The organism is Nonlabens sp. (assembly GCF_039941875.1).
In the GTDB taxonomy this organism is placed as follows: domain Bacteria; phylum Bacteroidota; class Bacteroidia; order Flavobacteriales; family Flavobacteriaceae; genus Nonlabens.
Map to the genome: position 1 here is coordinate 42,531 of NZ_JBDVDQ010000011.1, position 17,941 is coordinate 60,471.

15 protein-coding genes are annotated in these 17,941 nt (G+C 32.1%); 10 read left to right on the plus strand and 5 right to left on the minus strand.

The genetic code is table 11. From position 1 onward, the window contains the following. Positions 1-4 precede the first annotated feature (4 nt). The gene (locus tag ABJF08_RS06685) at positions 5-1,288 is read left to right on the plus strand and encodes a hypothetical protein (RefSeq protein ID WP_348115308.1); all 1,284 of its coding nucleotides are present in this window, start codon (positions 5-7) and stop codon (positions 1,286-1,288) included. 27 nt (positions 1,289-1,315) lie between these two features. Here ABJF08_RS06685 and ABJF08_RS06690 read toward each other — a convergent pair whose 3' ends face one another. Next, a complete protein-coding gene (locus ABJF08_RS06690; RefSeq protein ID WP_348115309.1) occupies positions 1,316-2,191 on the minus strand; it encodes a sterol desaturase family protein in 876 nt (291 codons plus the stop codon). A gap of 133 nt (positions 2,192-2,324) precedes the next feature. Between ABJF08_RS06690 and ABJF08_RS06695 the strand changes: the two genes are divergently transcribed. From ABJF08_RS06695 to ABJF08_RS06715, 5 genes are all read left to right on the plus strand, one after another. Beyond that, the gene (locus tag ABJF08_RS06695) at positions 2,325-3,992 is read left to right on the plus strand and encodes an alpha-amylase family glycosyl hydrolase (protein WP_348115310.1); all 1,668 of its coding nucleotides are present in this window, start codon (positions 2,325-2,327) and stop codon (positions 3,990-3,992) included. A gap of 189 nt (positions 3,993-4,181) precedes the next feature. Further along, complete coding sequence (locus ABJF08_RS06700; protein WP_348115311.1) at positions 4,182-5,312, plus strand: DUF2891 domain-containing protein; 1,131 nt, start codon at positions 4,182-4,184, stop codon at positions 5,310-5,312. Positions 5,313-5,395: 83 nt separating this feature from the next. Further along, on the plus strand, positions 5,396-6,385 hold the full coding sequence (locus ABJF08_RS06705; RefSeq protein ID WP_348115312.1) for a YihY/virulence factor BrkB family protein: 990 nt from the start codon (positions 5,396-5,398) through the stop codon (positions 6,383-6,385). Between the two features lie 139 nt (positions 6,386-6,524). Continuing rightward, the gene (locus ABJF08_RS06710) at positions 6,525-7,025 is read left to right on the plus strand and encodes a pyridoxamine 5'-phosphate oxidase family protein (RefSeq protein ID WP_348115313.1); all 501 of its coding nucleotides are present in this window, start codon (positions 6,525-6,527) and stop codon (positions 7,023-7,025) included. A 3-nt stretch (positions 7,026-7,028) separates the two neighbouring features. After that, complete coding sequence (locus tag ABJF08_RS06715; protein WP_348115314.1) at positions 7,029-7,463, plus strand: hemerythrin domain-containing protein; 435 nt, start codon at positions 7,029-7,031, stop codon at positions 7,461-7,463. 48 nt (positions 7,464-7,511) lie between these two features. Here the strand turns inward: ABJF08_RS06715 and ABJF08_RS06720 are convergent, their stop codons facing one another. Then, positions 7,512-7,637, minus strand: coding sequence for a hypothetical protein (locus ABJF08_RS06720; RefSeq protein WP_348115315.1), 126 nt, complete (start codon positions 7,635-7,637; stop codon positions 7,512-7,514). A 141-nt stretch (positions 7,638-7,778) separates the two neighbouring features. Beyond that, positions 7,779-9,179: an exonuclease domain-containing protein gene (locus ABJF08_RS06725; RefSeq protein WP_348115316.1), complete on the minus strand. Its 1,401-nt coding sequence runs from the start codon at positions 9,177-9,179 to the stop codon at positions 7,779-7,781. A gap of 229 nt (positions 9,180-9,408) precedes the next feature. On the opposite strand from ABJF08_RS06725, the gene ABJF08_RS06730 reads away from it, so the two are divergent. From ABJF08_RS06730 to ABJF08_RS06745, 4 genes are all read left to right on the plus strand, one after another. Further along, entirely contained in the window at positions 9,409-11,160 is a 1,752-nt protein-coding gene (locus ABJF08_RS06730) for a histidine kinase (protein WP_348115317.1), read from the plus strand. 3 nt (positions 11,161-11,163) lie between these two features. After that, positions 11,164-11,922: a LytTR family DNA-binding domain-containing protein gene (locus ABJF08_RS06735; protein ID WP_348115318.1), complete on the plus strand. Its 759-nt coding sequence runs from the start codon at positions 11,164-11,166 to the stop codon at positions 11,920-11,922. A 92-nt stretch (positions 11,923-12,014) separates the two neighbouring features. Beyond that, positions 12,015-12,818, plus strand: a complete 804-nt coding sequence (locus ABJF08_RS06740; protein ID WP_348115319.1) for a hypothetical protein — start codon at positions 12,015-12,017, stop codon at positions 12,816-12,818. A 188-nt stretch (positions 12,819-13,006) separates the two neighbouring features. Beyond that, positions 13,007-13,843, plus strand: coding sequence for a hypothetical protein (locus tag ABJF08_RS06745; protein WP_348115320.1), 837 nt, complete (start codon positions 13,007-13,009; stop codon positions 13,841-13,843). A gap of 542 nt (positions 13,844-14,385) precedes the next feature. On the opposite strand, the gene ABJF08_RS06750 is transcribed toward ABJF08_RS06745, so the two are convergent. Continuing rightward, a complete protein-coding gene (locus ABJF08_RS06750) occupies positions 14,386-15,123 on the minus strand; it encodes a LytTR family DNA-binding domain-containing protein (RefSeq protein ID WP_348115321.1) in 738 nt (245 codons plus the stop codon). Next, positions 15,110-17,941 carry a histidine kinase gene (locus tag ABJF08_RS06755; RefSeq protein WP_348115322.1) on the minus strand — a complete coding sequence of 944 codons (2,832 nt, stop codon included), beginning with the start codon at positions 17,939-17,941 and terminating at the stop codon, positions 15,110-15,112. Before ABJF08_RS06755 ends, ABJF08_RS06750 begins: the two co-directional genes overlap by 14 nt.

Genomic DNA, 17,941 nt, shown 5'->3' on the forward strand with positions numbered 1-17,941 from the left:
GGATATGAGCTTTAAAAATATAATCGTTACAGCGCTATTAATCAGCAATATTTTAACGGTAACAGCGCAAGTAGGAATAGGTACTATCGATCCACAACCAGAAACACTTCTTGATATATCCTCAGAGAACAAAGGTTTTTTAATACCTCGTATTTCAGTTGATAATTTTGAAACGTATACTTTACCAGTAGGATCGCAAACAGAATCTGTATTGATATATAATACTAACGAGATTTCTGGAAAAGGTTTTACTTCATGGACAGGAACAAAGTGGAATCATATAAATAATGATTTCTTCTGGTCCACATATGGAGATAAAGATATACCAGTTTCTAACTTCTTAGGAACTACAGATTCTAGATCATTTATTCTTGCAACAGCAGGAATACCAAGACTAGAATTCACGACAGATAGTAGGTTTCTAGCTTACAATGATGGCGCTATAACTAGTCCTAGTTGGAGCATTAGAAATAGAGATTTAGGAGCTTATTCTACTGGTGATAATCTAGTATTCAGCGCAAATAATATTGATTTTTTATCTAGTTCTAATACTACAGGAATAACTTTAAATCCTAATCAAAGTGATGTTGATCTAACAATTGAAAGCTCTTCTAGTTCCATCATAGAAATAGATAGTTCTATAGATAGAATAGGAATAGCAAGTACTGCTCCGTTAGACGCTTCATTGCACATTCAAGGAGTATCTAGTAAAATAAGAATAGAAAGCCTAGATAGTTCTCACCCTTATAATAATGGTTTAGATAAATCAGTTCTTTATGTAGATAGTAATGGAGAGTTTACATTAGAACCTACTCCTAACATTACTCAATTGCCACAATTTGAATTTGAATCTGGTTATCTAAATACTGCAACTAGATTCAGAAGTCCTACATTAGGCGCTCAATCTAGAGTGATTTATACCACTACTCAGCAGTTATTTGAGGATGGTTTATTAGAGGTTGTATATCAAAATTCCATTTCTGTAAATAGAAGTGGTGGTGCAGGTATAACTGATGGTTTACCTAGGAAATACGGCGTGAGAATAAAGGTTAATGGTCGTGTGGTAGGACAGACTGCAAAAATGTATACCTGCGGTACTAATATCGGTAGTATAGCATCTGGGTTTATGTATCTTAATGGTAAAGGCTACGTTCCATTAACAGGTAGTACAACTGGTACAATGTATACGATAGAGGTAGAAGCCTTTGTAGACGGTGGTGGTAATGATACTGAAATTGTTTACGGTTCTTCTACAAATGACTTTTTTGAGGTTATAGTTCATTATTAGTCCGCTTTCGCGAAAGCGGAACTCACATCAATGATCCTTCTTAAAAGGTTCTATTAATTGCTCATGAAAAGCATCGGGAAAATCCTCATCTCCAGGAAAACCTAATTCTAATTCTCCATCGTGATAAGGAATGTGTGCAGTGCCAAAAATGTAGTCCCATAAACTTAAAGAAAGTCCATAATTAACTCCATAAATAACACCTTCAGGAAGTTCTTTTGCATGATGCCACAAATGCATTTTAGGATTATTCAAAATGTATTTTAAAGGTCCGTAATCCCAATTTAAGTTAGCATGATTTAAGTGTCCTATAAATACAGCGATCATATGTATAATAATAAATTGATCGATACCAAAGCCTATAACTGCCAGCGGTAAATACTGTAAGGATTTATACAATATAGTTTCCATAAAATGAAACCTAAATTGTGCCGCAAAGCCCATTTCTTTAATACTGTGGTGCACTTTATGAAATTCCCATAAAAAAGGAACACGATGTAATAGTCTGTGAATATTCCACTGGATGAAGTCGGCGATAATAAACATGATTAAAAGCTGCGCCCATATAGGAAAGGTGTGTACTTCTATAGCTATCAAGTTAGTAATGCCTATTTGTGCCAGTCCATCTTTAAAAAGTTCTACAAATACGTCGGAAACAGCATTGTAACCTATTAAAGAAAACAGAAAGAAATTAAAGAAAAGGTAGAATAAATCCAGCCAAAAATCTCTACGAAGTATCTTTTGATTTTTACGCCACGGCAGCCATATCTCTAGTGCAAAAACCAGTAAAGAAATCACTAACAACCAGTAAAAGTAATTGGTCCAAGAAGGGTTCATAATTTCACCCCATAGGTAAGACGCATATCCTTGAAAGGAGTCTGTAAAGATGTCTATATATTTTTCCATGATCTTCTAGGCTGTTTTATCAAGCATAAAATTAGTACATAAAAAGCATTACGATAACGTTGTATTATATTAGAAATCTATAATGGTATAATATCATCATGTTCTTTTATTTTTACCGTATAAATATGTGTTCATGAAAAAGTTTTTATACCTAGTCACTTTAATTCTATTAGTTACCTCTTGCAAAGAAACAGCAAACAAAGAAATAGCTCAGGTAGAAGAGGAGCAAGCGTACTTTGACTGGAGTGCTGCAAATGTTTATTTTCTATTAACAGATAGATTTAATAATGGAGATAGATCTAACGACAGCCTCATAAAAAGAAATGAAAAAACAGGAAAGCTGAGAGGTTTTAATGGAGGTGATTTTGCAGGTATTATTCAAAAAATAGACGATGGATATTTTACCGATTTAGGTGTAGATGCCATTTGGTTAACCCCTATTTGGGAGCAAATCCATGGCGGTGTAGATGAAGGTACAGGGTATTCCTATGCCTTTCACGGCTATTGGGCAAAGGATTGGACAGCCGTAGAACCTTCTTACGGTACGCTAGAAGAGTTTAAAACACTGGTTAAAAAAGCACACGATAAGGATATAAGAATTTTATTAGACGTAGTAATTAACCATACTGGACCGGTAACAAAACAAGATCCTTTATGGCCAGAAGAATGGGTGCGCACAGGACCTAGTTGCACATATCAAGATCAAGAGACAGCAGTTACCTGTACACTGACTAATAATTTACCAGATTTAAGAACAGATAGCACGCAAGAGGTAGAACTACCTGCTATTCTTATAGAAAAATGGAAGAAAGAAGGTAGATATGATCAAGAAATAAAAGAATTAGATCAATTTTTTACCACTACAGGTTTAAAGAAAACACCAACAAATTATTTGATCAAATGGGTGACAGACTATGCTAGAGAAACAGGCGTAGATGGTTTTAGAATAGATACCGTAAAACATGTAGAAGAGTCGGTATGGGCTACTTTTAATGAACAGGCTAGACTTGCTTATAACGGCTGGAAGAAAAACCATCCAGAAGAAACCATTCATGACGATGAGTTTTTTATACTAGGCGAGCTCTATGGTTATGAGGTAAGTGGTGGAAGAGTTTATCCATTTTCTGATGTAGAGGTAGATTACTTTGATGCTGGTTATGATGCACTTATTAATTTTGGATTTAAAAATCATGCGGTTGCAAATTATAAAGAACTCTTTAAAAGGTATGATGGTTTTAGAAGAAAACTTTTAAAAGAAAATCCTAATAGTGAGGCCTATTTTATGAATTACATAAGTTCTCACGATGATGGACAGCCTTTTGATGTGTCACGTGTAAAAACAATAGAATCTGCAACAAAATTACTGCTTACGCCAGGAATGACCCAAATTTATTATGGAGATGAGATCGCTAGACCTTTAATTATAGAAGGCACGCATGGTGATGCGACATTAAGATCTCAAATGGAATGGACCCACAATAATCCAGAAGTACTCAAACACTGGCAACTTTTGGGGAAATACCGTAGCAACCATGTGGCAGTAGGTGCTGGAGAGCATTTTTCTCTAGAACACGATGGAAATGGTACCCTTGCCGCTAGATTCTATGATAAAAATAACCATCGAGATATCGTGTTGATAGGCGCCGGATTAGATAACGGTAAGTTAGAAATAGATGTAAAAAAAGTATTCCCTAAAGCGACTAGATTACGCAACGCCTACACAGCAAAAAAACTGCCTGTAGTTAATGGAAAAGTAACGGTAATGGTAGAAAATGGAGTTGTTCTTTTAGAGCAATGGTAAAATTAGGGGCTTTTCATTTTAGTCTGCTTTGGTTTTATGATGCAGTAAGTTACTATCTATAATAAAGTTAGAATTTGATAAGTGATAAATAATTTTAAATAGTTGGTTTCGGTTCCGCTTTCGCGAAAGCGGTATAGAACAACATACATAAAGAATGTTTTATCTTTAAAAACTGAATAGAAAATAAAGATGAAATATTTAATATATGCTTTAGTAGCAATTACGGTTATAAGTTGTAAAAACTTTGAAACGTCTGCAACCGATGACAAAATTGCTGAAACACCAAATGTAGAAATCGCAGATAAGATTCCTACACCCCAATTAACCTTAAAACAAGCTAATAATCTGGCGCAATTACCGCTGCACTGCATAGAAACAGAGTATCCTAATAAAATGGGACATGTAACGGCTAGCCCTACCGATCAAAAAAGACCGACGGTACAACATCCTGTTTTTTACGGCTGTTTTGACTGGCATAGCGCTGTACATGGCTACTGGAGTGCAGTAACTTTATTGAAAAACTTTCCAGAACTGGAGCAAAGAGAAGAGTTATTACTTAAGATTCATAACAACCTGACTATAGAGAATATAGCAGTAGAGGTAGCTTATTTTAATACCGCAAACAATACTAGTTTTGAGCGTACTTATGGATGGGCATGGTTGCTCAAATTGCAGCAAGAACTCGATTCATGGGATAGTGTAGAAGGTGAAAAGTTTTCTGAGATTTTACAACCTTTAACAGATGTTATAGTGACTAGGTATATGGAATACTTGCCTAAATTAAATTATGCCATACGTGTAGGAGAGCATTCTAATACGGCTTTTGGGATGGCATTTGCACATGACTATGCGGTTCATTCTCAAAATAGTGCCTTTAAAAATAATATTGAATCTAGAGCAAGAGATTTTTATTTAAAAGATACCGACTGTCCTATTTCTTGGGAGCCTAGTGGTTATGATTTTTTATCACCATGTCTAGAAGAAGTAGATATAATGAGAAGAATATTACCAGAAATGGCTTTTCATAAGTGGATTAAAGAATTTTTACCAGGCATAGAAAGTGGAACTTTAGACATAGAAATAGGTAAAGTATCTGACCGTACAGATGGGAAATTAGTCCACATAGATGGATTAAACCTGAGTCGTGCTTGGGTACTTTATGGACTAGCAGCTCAATACCCACAATACAGTAATCTCAAAGAAACTGCAGATGCTCACATAACTAATACCCTACCTAATCTAGTTGCTGATGACTATGCTGGCGGACACTGGTTAGGAAGTTTTGCTATTTATGCATTGCAGAATGCAAAAAACAACTAATTTATCACACGATTCTTTATAAGATCGTTAAACTATAATTAATCCTTGTGGTAAATTAAGAAATAGTTGGTTAATTCGTTATTATGAATATACAATCAGCCACTGAAACATTTAAATGGAAACATTTACCATCTTTATTGTGGAGTAGTGCAAAAAAATGGAATGATGAAGACGTGTGGCAATTAAGCGCCAGCGTTGCTTATTATACCATTCTAGCATTGCCTGGTCTTATAGTCATACTCATTAATCTAGTAGGCTCAGTATGGGATACAGAGATAGCAACAGGTAGATTAACATCTGGTCTAACCTCACTTATAGGTTATGATGCTGCAGAGGATATTAACGGTATGCTACAAGCAGCTAGTACAGATCAAGACAGTTGGTTTGCAAAGATTATAGGTGTCGCAACCTTAATATTTGCCGCTACAGGAGTCTTTTATCAATTGCAATTGGCTCTTAATAAAATATGGAAACTTAAGATCAACCCTAAAACACCGTGGTGGAAACTAATAACCGATCGTGTAAAGAGTTTTGGTTTCATATTAGTTCTAGGTTTTTTGATCTTAATTAGTTTTATTCTGTCTGCAGTTATAGGAATTTTACAAGACTGGATTCAAGAACATATCGCATCTTACCTAGGAAAACTGGCCTTAGTAGTTAATTACTTGGTCTCGTTAGGAATCATATCGGTACTTTTTGGCCTTATGTTTAGATACCTACCAGACGCTAGATTAAAATGGAAAATGGTGTGGCCAGGTGCTTTATTAACTGGTGTTTTATTTGAAACAGGTAAGTTTTTATTAGAGATTTATTTTACGCAATCCTCACCAGCAAGTGCTTATGGAGCCGCAGGACTTATCGTATTATTGCTTCTTTGGGTTTCTTATTCTTGTTTAATTCTCTTTTATGGAGCAGAGTTTATTCTGGTCTATGTAAACCGTTATGGTGATGGGATTCTACCCAATTCTAAAGCGTTAAAGTATAAAGAAGAACTGGTTATTACCGATAAAGGTGAAGAGGTAAGTGATGATGATATAAAAGATTTACTCCGATCAGACGACAATAATATATAAGGCAATTAGACCGCTTGCGCGAAAGCGGACTACTCATAATCACCGCTTGTTTATGAGCTCATTAGATTCTAAAAGTCTCGTTAATTCATATTTTATTAGGAAAAGGATTACAAAATTGTTTCTATATTTAAAATAAAAAATGAGCACAGAAAACCTTACTCAAAGACAAGCAAGAGAGAAATATTTAGAACTATCTAGAGACATAAAAACAGCCATGATGCTTACTAGTTTAGGTACTGCACCAGTACCTGCCGTTCCTATGAGTTCTAAAGACGTACTAGATAATGGTGATGTAATCTTTTTTAGTAAAGCCAGCAGCGAGCATAATGCTCATATTCATACTTCTAGTAAAACACAGTTGATTTATAGCGATCCCAACTCTAAAGAGTTTTTAAGCGTCTATGGATCTACGGTCATCTCTACTAATCAAGAACTGATTGAAAAATATTACGATAATTTAGATAACAATTGGTTTGAAAGTAAAAACGATCCAGAATTAACGGTTCTAATATTTACACCAGAAGAAGGTCATTACTGGGACAGTAAGACTAATGCATTAGTAACACTAGCAAAACTAGCTTATACTAAGATTACCGGCGATGAAACAGAGATAGGAGAATCTGGAGATCTAAAACTGTAAGTTATGAATATTTTTGAAGCACTAAGAAAAGATCACGAGATACAACGCGACCTTATTGATCAACTAGTAAAAACTAGTGGAGATAGCGATAAGAGAAAAGAACTTTTTGATAAATTAAAAAAAGAACTAGCCCTGCATGAAGATGCAGAAGAAAGACACTTCTATGTACCTTTATTAGAAGTAGATATGACTCAAGAAAAAGCGAGGCATGGTATAGCAGAGCATCATGAAATGGATGAGTTAGTAGAAAAAATAGAAGAAACAGATAGAAGTAGCAGCGCATGGCTGGTCTACATGAAAGAACTAGCTCACCAGATAGAGCATCACCTAGATGAGGAAGAGCAAGAAGTTTTTCAACTAGCTGGTAAAGCTCTTAAAGAAACAGAAAAAAAGAATCTTGCTATGGACTATCAAGATTACATGAAAGAAAATAGATAGATATAATCTAGAAAGCAAAAAATCCGATCGTTAGATCGGATTTTTTATTTATAAATAACTTTTAAAAGGTGTGTTAGAACTTTGCTTCGGAGACTCTTCATTAGCATCATCCTGTTCTTCGATAGTCTTTCGTTTATAGTCGCTGTATCCGTTTTTTGAGGTGATTAAATCCATGGCTTTTTTTTGTTAAAAATAATACCATGCAAGCATAATAGTTTTTAAATAATTCTTAAAATTTAACTAGATTTATGTTTATTCCATAGTTTAACGGCGTATTAACCATGACATAACACAACAGAAATAGAAAATTACAGGCTACGCTATTTCTGCCGTTTCGTAAACGACGTTTTGGTCTCCATATTTTTTGAGATAGGAACGTATAATCTGGTTGGTATGATAGTTAGCAGCCTTGCGATCTATATAATCTTCACAGTCTTCTATAGAAGAAATAGAGGCATATTGATCTACAAATCCATAACCTTGATACTCTCCATCTTTAACCATCACAAAGCAAGATTCTTCAGTAGTTCTACCTTTTTGTTTAATGATATAGTTAGGATTCTGGTTGTGTAGGGCAGTGATAGCCTGGTTTGCTCTTATATTGTAAAGAGACACTAACTCTTCCTTTTTACAAACTCCTTTACACTTTTGTAATTTATAATGATTTGTACAATCGTCAGGTGTTTTAAAACTACAGTATCTAGGACATAAGTTAAAATCGGCACACAGTTGTTCTAATTGCTCTACCGCATGAGCACGATCATAATGTGTAACGACAGAATAGTCATAAGATTTAACCAGTCCTACAGCAAATTGAATAACACCCAGTTGATTTTTATAATGTAAAATTTGATAAGCCTTGCGCGGTTTTTTTTGTGCACTATTAAACTTAGGGTAGTATTCTTTAATTAAATCTGCTTCTTGTAATAAAGCAACCAGCTCATTACCAGTAGGTATGTGTTCTATATAATGAATCTCCTGACACATTAAATAAGACTTACTCGTTTTAGAATAAAAATGAGAAAGTACACGCTTGCGCAAGTTAATAGCTTTGCCCACATAAATAACTTTACGAGCTTGATTCTTAAAAAGATAAACACCAGGCACTTCTGGGAGATCATGAAATTGTGCACGATCTAGGTGCGGTGGGAAAGTACCTTCTTTATTACTGCCTTTTAAAAAATTAGTAAAAGCAGTACCATCTAGATCTATTTCCAGTAGTTTTTTAAATAGAATGACGGTAGCGTCAGTATCACCTTCTGCACGGTGTCTGTTATTTAACGAGATGCCAAGAGAATTACACAGTTTACCTAAGCTATAAGAATTCATTCCAGGAATAAGTTCTCTAGAAAGTCTTACGGTACAAAGTTTTTTACGCTTAAAATCATGCCCCAGCTTTTTAAACTCGTTACGTATGATGTTGTAATCAAAGTTAACATTATGTGCCACAAAAATACTGTCGCGTGTCATGCGTTCAATTTCTTCGGCAACCTCGGCAAATAAAGGCGCAGCTGCAACCATCTCGTTATCAATACCGGTAAGACCAGTTATAAAATCTGGAATCAATGTTTCTGGATCTACTAGAGTCGTGTATTTCTCGAGTACTTGATCACCTAGCAGTCGCACAATACAAATTTCTGTAATGCGATTACCACTCATTCTATTACCAGTAGTTTCAATATCTACTATACTATAAATTTGTTCTTTAAAATTCACGCAGGCTTATAAATTGGAAATGTTCCAAATTTATGGAATAATTCCAAATAAATAGAGCTGTGAAATAGTTTTAACATAGATTGTTTTGATCTCGCTTTCGCGAAAGCGGATATGTTTTAATTATTTTAGCTTCTGAATACAGTTTATGAAAATATAAGATTGATCATTAATTCGGTTAATCACATGTTATTAGTAAGTTACCTTTTATCATTTTAAATAAACCAAAGTGTTGCGATTTACAAAACTATTCCTATTAGTAATTTTGATTTATAGTTGTGATAAAAAAACTTCTTTTTCCAATAAGAAAGATTTCATAGAGAAAGATCATACTGATAGTTTAACCATCTCAGATAAATATTACAATAAAGGTCTCACTTATTATAAAAATGGGGATTTAGAAAAAGCTAAAGAATTCTATAAGTTAGCTATTGATAGTTGTAAAACAAATGATGTAGATACCCAATTTAGATACTATACTAATTTAATGGGATTATATAAATTTAAGAATGAATATGGAAATGCAATATCTATTTTAAAAAAATTTAAAGAGCAGAATTTATTGCCAAAGGATAGATTTAATGAAATGGTTGTTAATACTGAACAGCATTTGTATCTATCTTCTGGTCAGTTTGATAACGCTTTAAAAGCTAATGAAAAATATCTCGAACTAGCCTATAAAAGTGGTGACAATAATGCCATTGTTACAGCGCTTATTTTTAAAAAAGATATTCTTAACGGTTTGGGACTTAAGCAAAAAGCTAATAATTTGATAAAGGAATTAGAGTTTTATGATGGTTTAGATTCATTAGAACAAAGATATGTTTACACAGAATTGGGGATTCAAAAATTTTATGATAATGATTTTAGAGAAGCTATAAGTTTTTACAATAAATCGTTGCTATTAGCTAAAGAATCTAGACTTGATGGTAAATATTCTGAAATTGCAACTCAATATGCAAACATTGCAGAATCATATATAGAATTGAGAGAATATGACGCAGCACAAAAATATTTAGATTCTTTCAGAAATGTAAATCAACAAAAAGTAGAAAATGACTTAAGAATAAGTGTTTTTAAATATGAACTTAGATTAGCCAAAGGTTTAAATGCTTCAAATGATAGGATTGAAAAATTAATAGATAAAATTAATGAGGACCAACAAGAGTCATATCGTATTAAATTCAATAAAGAGTTGGAGTTACTTACTGAGGAAAAAGAAATATCAGAACAATTGCTAATAACTAGCCAACAAGCAGAATTAGACAAATTGGAGTTAAGGAACCTTTTTATTATTTCAGCGTCAGTACTGATTTTAATTATTTTGGTTATACTATTTTTAGTTTTCAAGCAAAAAAGAGATCATGAAATTCAGAACCTTAAGTTTCAACAACGTCTGTTAAGGTCGCAAATGAACCCTCATTTTATTTTTAACGTACTGAGTAGTATACAAAATCTAATTAGAATTACCCCTCATGTAGCTCCTAAATTCATTACTAAATTCTCTAGATTATTGAGGAGGATTTTAGAAAATTCTACTCAAAACTATGTATCAATAATCGATGAAGTTGAAGTGATAGAAAACTATTTAGATCTTCAAAAATTAAGATTTCCAGAGCTTTTTAAATATGAATTAAATATAGATGAAGAGTTGAGGGATGATATGATACATATTCCACCTATGTTAATTCAGCCGTTTATAGAAAATGCTGTGGAACATGGTTTTAAAGGAATAGATTATGAAGGAAAAATAATCTTGGATCTTAGATTTAAAAAATCTGGTAAAAAAAAATATCTTCAATGCATTATTTCTGATAATGGAGTAGGGTATATGGAAAAAAATAATAGCTTAAAAAAATCAATGTCAATTAAATTAATTTCTGATTTTATAAATAAATCAACAGGTAAAGAGATTAAAATCTCTTTTTTAGATACATTTAAAAATTCAGGAACTATTATTAAATTCAATATACCAAGTAAATAAATTATGGCATTAAAATTAATTACTATAGATGACGAGAAATACGTGCGTGATTTTTTAATAGAAGAAATTAATAAAAATTTTCAAAATATAATAGATGTTCGTGGACAAGCAGCTTCTATAAAAGACGGCTTAGCATTAATCAATAGGATAAAACCAGACATAGTTTTGCTAGATATAGAATTAGAAGATGGAGTCAGTTTTGATATTTTAAAACGACTAGAAAAAATTGATTTTGAAATTATATTTATAACAGGTTTTGATAATAAAGCAATTCAAGCAATTAAATTAGGGGCTTTAGATTATTTATTAAAACCTATTGATGAGGAAGAACTTGAAGAAGCTCTGAATAAAGCAATTTCTAATAGAAAAGAAAAGAAAAGAAATTCCACACAAGAAAGTACAGAAGTAGCCTCACAATTTTATAACACTGAAAAAAAAGAACATATTGTTTTAAAAACATCAGATACAGTTCATTTAGTTAAACTAGATAGATTAATGTATTGCAAGTCAGAGGGGAATTACACCACATTTTATTTAGATGGTCAGTCATCTATTCTTATTTCTAGGCCTTTAAAATATGCAGTGGAATTATTACCAGAACTAAATTTTGTACGTTGTCAACAATCTTATATTATCAATACAAAATACGTAACTAAATTTTTAAAATCAGGAACTATCATACTACAAGACAAAATTGAAATTCCTGTTTCTGGAAGAAATAAAGAGAGTATTTTGAAATTAGTTATGTCAAAAATGAAATGATATAATCCAAATTTGAAATCATAGTAGTCAAATATAAAGTCCAAACTTATTTAATGATATCAGATATTATTATTGATTAAAATATTATAATTATGAGAAAAATATCTTTTTTATTATTTGTTACTGTTACAATAATCAGTTGCTCATCAGACAGTATAGAAGAAGAGAGGTTTGAGGTTCAAAAGAAAAGACCATCTGCTATATCCAAAAGAATGATTATTACAAATTGTAGTAATGATTACAATTATTTTAATGCTTTGAAAAAAAACTCTTACATTATTTCTGAAATGATGAGGGATAACCCTGTTTTTAGATCGAGTGTTTTAAGTAATTTGAATCAATCAAATAGAGTAGTTCGTTTATCAGATATTATAGATTTGAGTAGTGATAATTTATTATCTAGTACTTATAGATTTTATTATACAAATTCTTTGTTTTCTGACTTAGTTACATTTCCAGACGGTAGCTCCAAATGGCCTCCAAAAGTACAACCTCCCATTTCTAGTAATCCATCTACTAATAGTTCTGGGAATCAAGGAATATCAGATGGGGTTAGCGTTCAATCTCACATTAATTTACTTTTAAGTAAAGATGTGGAATTATACATTCCTAATAAATATACAGGTGGTGACTTTTATAGTGTAGGACACCCTTTAAATGAGAACCAATATAGTCAGGGGCATGTGATTTTTAAAACAGCTATAGAAAATTTTAACCGTTATACTAATCAAATTAATTATTTTTATTCTTATCCAATGAATATTAATAATGTAATGACATATCAAGAAAAATTTGTTGTATTGAGTAGACCTTCTAATTGTACTTTTGAGAATTTTGAATTAACCGATTACATGAAAAAACATGTTTCTTCAGATGACGGAACTCTTTTTGAATAAATTTTTTATTCTTTTTTTCAAATTTGAACGAGGAATAATCAAATATGAAAAACCTACCTCAACTTATGTATATGATGTGTTTTGATTTAAGTAGCTCTCTATTTTTACCAACGTATTCAAAAAAATAATTCATTGAATACCGCGGTAACCGAAAAGCGAATGAGTAGGAATCTTTTAAATTTTTTATTATGAAAAAAATATTTTTATTTGTTCTTTTAACACTGTTGATTTCTTGTGATGATGACAGTGATGAAATTTTAACAAATGTATCATCAAGTACTAATTACTCTGAGATAAGTGTAAACAAAGCAAAACAACTAATATTGGAACATAACCCATTTTTAATTGAGGAATCGGATGGCTTATTCCATTTAAAAAACAGAGTTGAAAAAGTACCTGTAGTAGGGGAACAAACTATATTATCGCAGCAAGACATAATTGGAATATTAATGCCTAACTCTAGCTGTGGAGGAACAACTTACGCAGGTATAACTTATGAAGGTCTTAATTATGATCTATATGTTACAGCTCAAAAAAGATCAAGTTATGCTAGGCTTGTCAAAGTAGAGTTTGAAAGATTAGGTTACGTTTTCGAAGTTAGAACGCTAACTATACCAGCAAGATCTTTCCATTCAATTAGTATTCCATTTGATTGGATTACTGAATCCAATTTGGGACTTATAAATATGAATATTACTAAAGTTACAGATCTAGTACCTTCAGATAATAGTTTATTTCCAGATGGATTTAATAGAGTAGATACAACTGCAAATTATAATTCTGTGCCTAATCCTACAAATGTGGAAAGTTGTAGACCTAGTTATAATGGAGTAGGTGATCCATCTCAAATAACTCCTCCTATTGGTGATGCAGGTGGTGGATCATCATCAACAATTTCTCCATGTGATTGCGATGGTGATGGTGTTATTAATGAAAATGATCAAGATGATAACAATAATGGAATTTTTGATGATGAAGAAGAAGATTTTGATGGTTGTAATTCTCTTTTATTAGGGTGTTTTTAAGTAATTATAAATATATAATTGATGTATTCATTCTGCCTGAAAAGAAATTTTCAGGCTTTTTTTATTAATTCAGCTTTTAAAAGGTTAGTGATTCATATTCTAAGTTTCATTCATATGAAACTAGATAAATCTTATCGCTAAGAGCACTATACTTTTTAAACAGAAGATGTGGGTTTGATATTAATCAGTATATATCTATTAGTCAGTAGTCAGTAGTTCTAAAGAAATACCCATTGGAAGTATAGGCTTCGCTGAAAAGTGGAAGCTTACACATGGATCAAATAGATTGTATATTTCTTGAAATAATTCACGAACTACTAGGTGTCTAATTACACAAAATGATTTTACTAGGTCTGGACGCAACTAATTTATATTTTAGGATTCTTATATATCTATCTATGAAATGTAATAGTATTTAGTTACTCAGTTAGATATAAAACAATCAATAAATACAAAAATAAAACTATACAACTGTTCTTTTTTTATCTTCTAAAAATAGAAAAGTGCTGTTTATTATTCGCTTTCGGGAAAAATAACCTATCCTAACTAAACAATTCTAAAAACGCTTGCTTATACGTCTTAGTAATAGGAACGCGGTAGTCATCTCCTAAGACTACATATCCTTCATTTTCAAAGGCACGCACTGCTTTTATATTTACAATATGAGATTTGTGACATTTAAAAAAGTAGTCGTCTAGATAACTGCTGAATTTTCCCAAACTGTAGGAACTGGTCAGTACTTTGCCATCTGCGAGGTGTATCTTAGTATATCCTTCATAGCCTTCTAGATGCATGACTTCTTCTTGTGGAATGAATGAAATACCTTTTTGTGTAGGTACTTTAAGTTTGTGATCGCGATCTATAATCTTGTTAAGAAGCTGTACTAGATTTTCATTTTGGTCTGCGGTAACTTTTTCTATGTGGAATATGGCTTTATTTATCGCTGCTTTTAACTCTTCATTATCTACAGGTTTTAGAACGTAATCTACAACGTTTAACTTTAATGCCTCTAGAGCATATTCATTGTAAGCGGTAGAAAATATAACTTGTGAAGATAGAGTAGGGAGCTGTTGTAGCAATTCAAAGCCAGTCATACCAGGCATCTGGATATCTAGAAAAAGAATATCTGGAGTGTTTTTAATAATCGATTCTATGGCAAGTTTAGGGTCTTGAAAGGTTTCTATTACCGTTACCTGACTACTCATTTTTAGTATCTTATTATGTAAATTTTGCAATGCTGAGAACTCATCATCAACGATAATAGCGCTATATGTTTTCATTGTTTAATTTTTTAAGATGGAATAGAACCTGGTGACCTTTATCTTTTTTGTGTGGAAACGCATCTTCTCTTTTAACGGTTATTTCCCAGTCTCCTGTCTCACGTAAATATTTTAATCGATCATCTAATACAGATGTAGATTTATACCTGCCGTCTTCTTGAGTAGCTTTGTATCCTTTACCATTATCTACGATGCATATTTCTATCTCGTTAGAGTCGATGCGAGTAAACTTAATAAGTACAGTACCTGCCGTTTCTTTATTAAAAATACCGTGATTTACTGCGTTTTCTACAATAGGTTGTAAAAGCATGCTAGGTAATCTATCAGTAAGATCTAGTTCTGGGTCTATTTCAAAGATGTAGTTTAACTTCCCTTTAAATCTCAATTGTTCTAGAGATAAATAGTTGCTCAATAATTTAATTTCTCTATCGACACTCACTAGATGTTCTTTGGACATTTCAAAGAACTCTCTAATTAATCTAGAGAATTTTACGAGATAAGTGTCTGATGTTTCAAAATCATTTTCATTTATATAATACTGTATGGCAGTTAAGGAATTAAAAACAAAATGCGGATTCATTTGAGAGCGTAGTGCTTTAAGTCGCAATTCTGATAGTTTTTTGGCTTGAAATAACTCCTTGTTTTTTTTCTTTTCTGATTTTTTAGTCAGTGTTTTTGTGGTGATAACCACTAACAATATAAAAAGCAAAAATGCGATTACATAAAACCACCACGTCTGATACCATCTAGGTTCCACAACAAAATTAAAGGAATTTGTCACCTGATCGATGCTCAATTCTAGTTTGTAATCTCCTGGTGTAAGATCTGTAAAACTTAAGTTTGAAGAACTAGACATTACCCAATCTGTTTGAGTAGGCATTAATCTGTATTGATAAGCTGGTTTTTGATTATTTCTATAGTCGATACTTTTTATGACCAGTTGTAAATCACTATTACTACTATAATCTACATGGTTAGATATTTTTAGATTTTCTTTATTATAAATAGCAGTCTCTACATATAGATCTAACAGGCGTTGGTGCGATTTAAAGTCCATAGGTAAATTGATAATGCCTTTATTAGTAGCAACTAATAACTGATTATCTATTCTATGAATACCGTTTATTTTATTAGTAGGTAAACCATTTGTATTATTCCAAATACGCTGTAAATTGAATTTTCCATCTATATATTCATAATTGTAAATACCTTCATTAGTAGGGAGATATAATTGGTTATCTTGATAATATGGGTTGTTAGATTTGAGGAATTCACTACCTTCTAATAAATAAATAGAATTTAAATCGGTGCAGTAGACTCCATAGCCACTAGTTGTAATTAATAGTTTCTCGTTTTCTATGGTTATTAAGTCAGTAACCGGTTTTTTAAAATTAGAAAGTGCCTCAATTTTAATTAAATCGTCATTTTTTAAATGATACAATCCATTTGATGCACCTACTATAATGTTATTTTTAAAAGTAACCTCATTGCGTATTCCTTTTAGATAATAAACTTTGAGAACTTCTAGAGAAGAAGGTTCTAATTTTTTTAAACCAGTTGTGTAATGACCGTATATGTAATCGTCGTATAAAGAAACAGATCTTGCAGTTTCATTAACATCTGGAAATACAGTGTCTTTTAATACTCCATTTTTTAAACTGAATATGTTATTTTTAGTAATGAAATAAGCAGTTTTAAAACCTTTTATATATTTAGACTTATAGAGAAACTTATCACTATCTATGTAGGGTTTAAAAAGCTTTAATGAATCATTATATTTATAAAACCCTTTACCATGAACCAGTGCAATAATATCATTATGCACTTGAGTTATGTTATTTATTTTATAAGACTCTAATTGTGTAGTAACGCGTTGCTCATTTAAAGAATATTTATAAATACCGTTGGTAAAAGTAGCTACCCATATGGTGTTTTCTTTATCAATAAAAGAAAAATGAGATCCCCATGCAACAGGTATAGGAATGACCTTTTCTGGTTTTAAGTGGCGGTCTAACATAGCCACTACATTTTCACCAGATAACTGCAATTTTCCATTAACTAGATGAATGCGTCCATACTTTAAAGTAGGTATTCCTAATTGCTCTTGATAGGTGTATTTTTTACTTTTTAAATTGTTTAAATTTAAAAAGGCATAAGAATCAATACGGTTAGTAACAAAGAGGCTATCGGTAATCTGACTGCGAGAATAACTGTCTGGTTTTAAGACCGAATTATTTATACTTATGTAATCCTGATCTTTGGTAATTACGGACTTTTCACCCTGGTGGACAAATGTTTCAATAGCTAGGCCTTGATACTTTTCATTAAGTAGGTAGGCAAAGTTTTTAAAACGCTCTTTTGGATTGTAATACTTTAATTCCCAAACATTCTGGTCATTTAAAGTATGTGATAGATGCGAGTCAGATAGTATAACTTTATCACCAGTAAAACCTGCAAAAATAGGATCTAGAATAATTTCTTCTTGTTCATTACTGTAATCATATACCACGTCATCTAGAATATAACCTAAGCTCGTACTTTTTGCTATGTACCATAATTTACCATCAGTTCCAGGAAATAGATTCCAGATATCGTTAGTAGGTAAACCGTCCTTAGTAGTAAACGTTTTAAATTCAGTACCATTATATTTCACAAGACCTTCATCTGTAGCAATCCATATAAAACCATGTACATCTTGAGTGATTTTATAGACATGATTACTAGGTAAACCATCTTTTTCAGAATAGTTGATGCAAGACTGTCCAGTGCTCAAATTTATGGCACATAGAAAGACGAGAAAAATCCATATTCTGATCAT